The 3156-nt window shown below is 64.5% G+C and carries 4 protein-coding genes; all 4 read left to right on the top strand.

Translation table 11 applies throughout. The features are described from left to right. Positions 1-1041 (top strand): molybdopterin-dependent oxidoreductase (locus tag RMP08_RS01330; protein WP_310467147.1); only part of this gene is annotated, 1041 nt, incomplete at its 5' end. A gap of 205 nt (positions 1042-1246) precedes the next feature. Then, positions 1247-2305 carry an NADH-quinone oxidoreductase subunit NuoH gene (gene nuoH / locus RMP08_RS01325; RefSeq protein ID WP_310467146.1) on the top strand — a complete coding sequence of 353 codons (1059 nt, stop codon included), beginning with the start codon at positions 1247-1249 and terminating at the stop codon, positions 2303-2305. Continuing rightward, positions 2302-2784 (top strand): NADH-quinone oxidoreductase subunit NuoI, encoded by a 483-nt coding sequence (nuoI, locus tag RMP08_RS01320; RefSeq protein WP_310467145.1) that lies wholly within the window; start codon positions 2302-2304, stop codon positions 2782-2784. The genes nuoH and nuoI overlap by 4 nt, the downstream gene beginning before the upstream one ends. A 15-nt stretch (positions 2785-2799) precedes the next feature. Further along, positions 2800-3156, top strand: a 357-nt coding sequence (locus RMP08_RS01315) for an NADH-quinone oxidoreductase subunit J (RefSeq protein WP_310467144.1), incomplete at its 3' end; no start/stop codon positions are given.

The following is a 3156-nucleotide window of genomic DNA, read 5'->3' as shown; positions in this document are numbered from 1 at the left end:
CGTAAATTGCTCGAAGGGCGCGCCTCGGGCCTGCTCGAGGGGCGCCAGACCGGGCTCGCCTACGACGTCACCAGCCTCGCGGCGGTGGCCTTCAACTCGACCATCGCGGGAATCGAGAGTGCCGACGCGATTCTCCTCGTGGGGACCAACCCGCGGTGGGAAGCGCCGCTGGTTAACACCCGCATCCGCAAGGCCGCGCGCAAGAGCGCCAAGGTGTTCGGGATCGGCCCCGAAGCCGACCTCGGCCTGCCCGTCGAATGGCTAGGCAACGATCTCAAATTGCTCGGCAAGCTGCCCAAGGCCGCGGCCGACGCGTTTGCCGCCGCCGAACGCCCGGCGCTGATCGTCGGCCCGGGGGCCCTTGCCGCGAACGCGCTCGGCGCCGCGCTCAAGGCCGCCGACACGCTCAAACTCGTCCGTGACGGCTGGAACGGCTTCAACGTCATCCACACCGCGGCGTCACGCATGGCCGGGCTGATCCTCGGCTTCGCGCAAAAAGGCGGCATCGCCGACCTCGAGAAGGCCAAGCCCGAGCTGCTCCTCCTGCTCGGCGCCGACGAGGTCGATCCCAAGCGTTTTTCCAATGCTTACAAAGTCTACATCGGCCACCACGGCGACGAAGGCGCGCGCCAGGCCGACCTCGTCCTCCCCGCCGCGTCCTATGCCGAAAAGCACGGCACCTACGTCAACCTCGAAGGGCGCGTGCAACGTGGCGAGAAAGCGACCTTCCCGCCGGGCGAGGCGCGCGAGGACTGGAGCATTTTCCGCGCGGTGTCCGAGCTCATCGGCGCGCCGCTGCCGTGGGACAGCTTCGACCAATTGCGCGCGGCGATGATCGCCGACTTCCCGCAACTCGGCCGCGACGGTCTGATCGACTTGCCGTGGGCGCCGCCCGCGCTCGCCGCCAAGGCCGACGGCGCGATCACCTTCCCGATCCGCGACTATTATCTGACCAATGCGATCTGCCGCGCCAGCCCGACCATGCGCCGCTGCTCGGAGGAACTGGTCCACGGCCAGACCATGCTGGAGGCCGCGGAGTGAGGCATGTTCGAAAATGGCGGCACTATATTCGGCCTTGCCTGCGTGGCAATTTTGATGGTGGTTGTCGTCTCGTTGCAGTTCGACTTGGCGCCCAACGACCCCAAGTGGCGGCGCAGATGGGCCGTGTTCGCCTACAGCGTGACGGCAATCTTCCTGCTTTGGCTCGTAGTTTTGATAGTTTTCATAAAGCCGCAGGGGAACTAGCATGACTGCTCAGTTCCAGTCCTGGGGGCTGACTTACGATTGGTCGTGGTTCCTCGCCACCGTCGCCGGGATCCTGCTCATCGCGCTGCCGCTGATGTTGGCGGTGGCAATGATCATCTACGCCGAGCGCAAGATCTGGGCCGCGATCGCGCTCCGTCGCGGGCCCAACGTCGTCGGACCGTGGGGGGTGCTGCAGAGCTTTGCCGACGGATTGAAGGTGTTCCTCAAGGAAACCATCATCCCGACCAGCGCCAACAAGGGGCTGTTCCTGATCGCGCCGATCATCACGTTCACCGTCGCGCTGATCGTGTGGGCGGTGGTGCCGTTCGACGTCGGGGTGGTGCTGACCGACATCAACGTCGGCCTGCTCTACATCCTCGCCGCCTCGTCGCTCGGGGTCTACGGTGTGATAATTGCGGGCTGGGCGTCCAACTCCAAATATCCGTTCTTCGCGGCGCTCCGCGCGGCGGCGCAGATGGTCAGCTACGAAGTGTCGATCGGCTTCGTCCTAATCAGCGTCGTGCTCTACGCCAACAGCTTCAATTTGACCGCGATCGTGCTCGCCCAGCAGGGCCATGTGCTGGGCCTGTTCAACGGCTTCGGCTTCAACCCCTTGCTGTTCCCGATGGCGGTGGTGTTCCTGATCTCGTCGATGGCCGAGACCTTCCGCACCCCGTTCGACCTGGTCGAGGCCGAGAGCGAGCTGGTCGCCGGCCACCAGACCGAATATTCGTCGATGGCGTTCGCTCTGTTCTGGCTCGGCGAATACGCCAACGTCATCCTGATGTGCGCCTTGAACGCGATCCTGTTCTGGGGCGGGTTCCTGCCGCCGCTCAACGTCGATCTGATCCCATGGTTCGATATCCCGGGCTGGATCTGGCTGATTGCCAAGATGGGGTTTTTCTTCTTCGTGTTCGGCTGGGTCAAGGCGACCGTGCCGCGCTACCGCTACGACCAGTTGATGCGGCTCGGCTGGAAGATCTTCCTGCCGCTGTCGCTGCTGTTCGTGGTCCTCGTTTCGGGCTGGCTGATGTTTACCCGTTATGGAGCCGCCGCATGATCGCCCGCCACATCAAGGCCTTTGCGCTGTGGGAATTCCTCCGCGCCCATGCGCTGACGCTGAAGTATTTCTTCAAGCCCAAGGCGACCATCAACTACCCGTATGAGAAGACGCCGCAAAGCCCGCGCTTCCGCGGCGAGCATGCCTTGCGCCGCTACCCCAATGGCGAGGAGCGCTGCATCGCGTGCAAATTGTGCGAGGCGATCTGCCCCGCGCTGGCGATCACCATTGAGGCCGAGCCGCGCGAGGACGGGTCCCGCCGGACCACCCGCTACGACATCGACATGGTCAAATGCATCTATTGCGGGCTGTGCCAGGAAGCGTGCCCGGTCGATGCCATCGTCGAAGGCCCCAACCTCGAGTTCGCAACCGAAACGCGCGAGGAATTGCTCTACGACAAGGCCAAATTGCTCGCCAACGGCGACAAGTGGGAGCAGGCCATCGCCGCCAACCTTGCCGCCGACGCACCCTACCGATAAGCGCCCGGCCACCGCATGATCGCCCTCCTCGCCTTTTATCTGTTCGCCACGCTGACCATCGCCTCCGCGGTGCTGGTGATCTTCGCGCGCAACCCGGTGCACAGCGTGCTGTGGCTGATCCTCGCTTTCGTCAACGCGGCCGGGCTGATGCTGCTGGTCGGGGCCGAGTTCATCGCGATGCTGCTCGTCATCGTCTACGTCGGCGCGGTCGCGGTGCTGTTCCTGTTCGTGGTGATGATGCTCGACGTCGACTTTGCCAAGCTCCGCTCGGGCTTCACCGCCACTCTTCCCTTCGGGCTGCTGATCGCGCTGGTGCTGCTGGCCGAGATCGTCATCGCCTTGAACGCGCGCAACAGCGGGCCGGTGCTGGCC

The organism is Sphingomonas sp., assembly GCF_031426035.1.
Lineage (GTDB): Bacteria > Pseudomonadota > Alphaproteobacteria > Sphingomonadales > Sphingomonadaceae > Sphingomicrobium.
The sequence above is the reverse complement of the archived record's forward strand: the minus strand, read 5'-3'. Positions and strand labels throughout refer to the sequence as shown.

Excerpts from the sequence above, each read along its gene's own strand:
- nuoH (WP_310467146.1), top strand. The coding sequence starts at position 1,247 with ATGACTGCTCAGTTCCAGTCCTGGGGGCTGACTTACGATTGGTCGTGG.
- nuoI (WP_310467145.1), top strand. The coding sequence starts at position 2,302 with ATGATCGCCCGCCACATCAAGGCCTTTGCGCTGTGGGAATTCCTCCGC.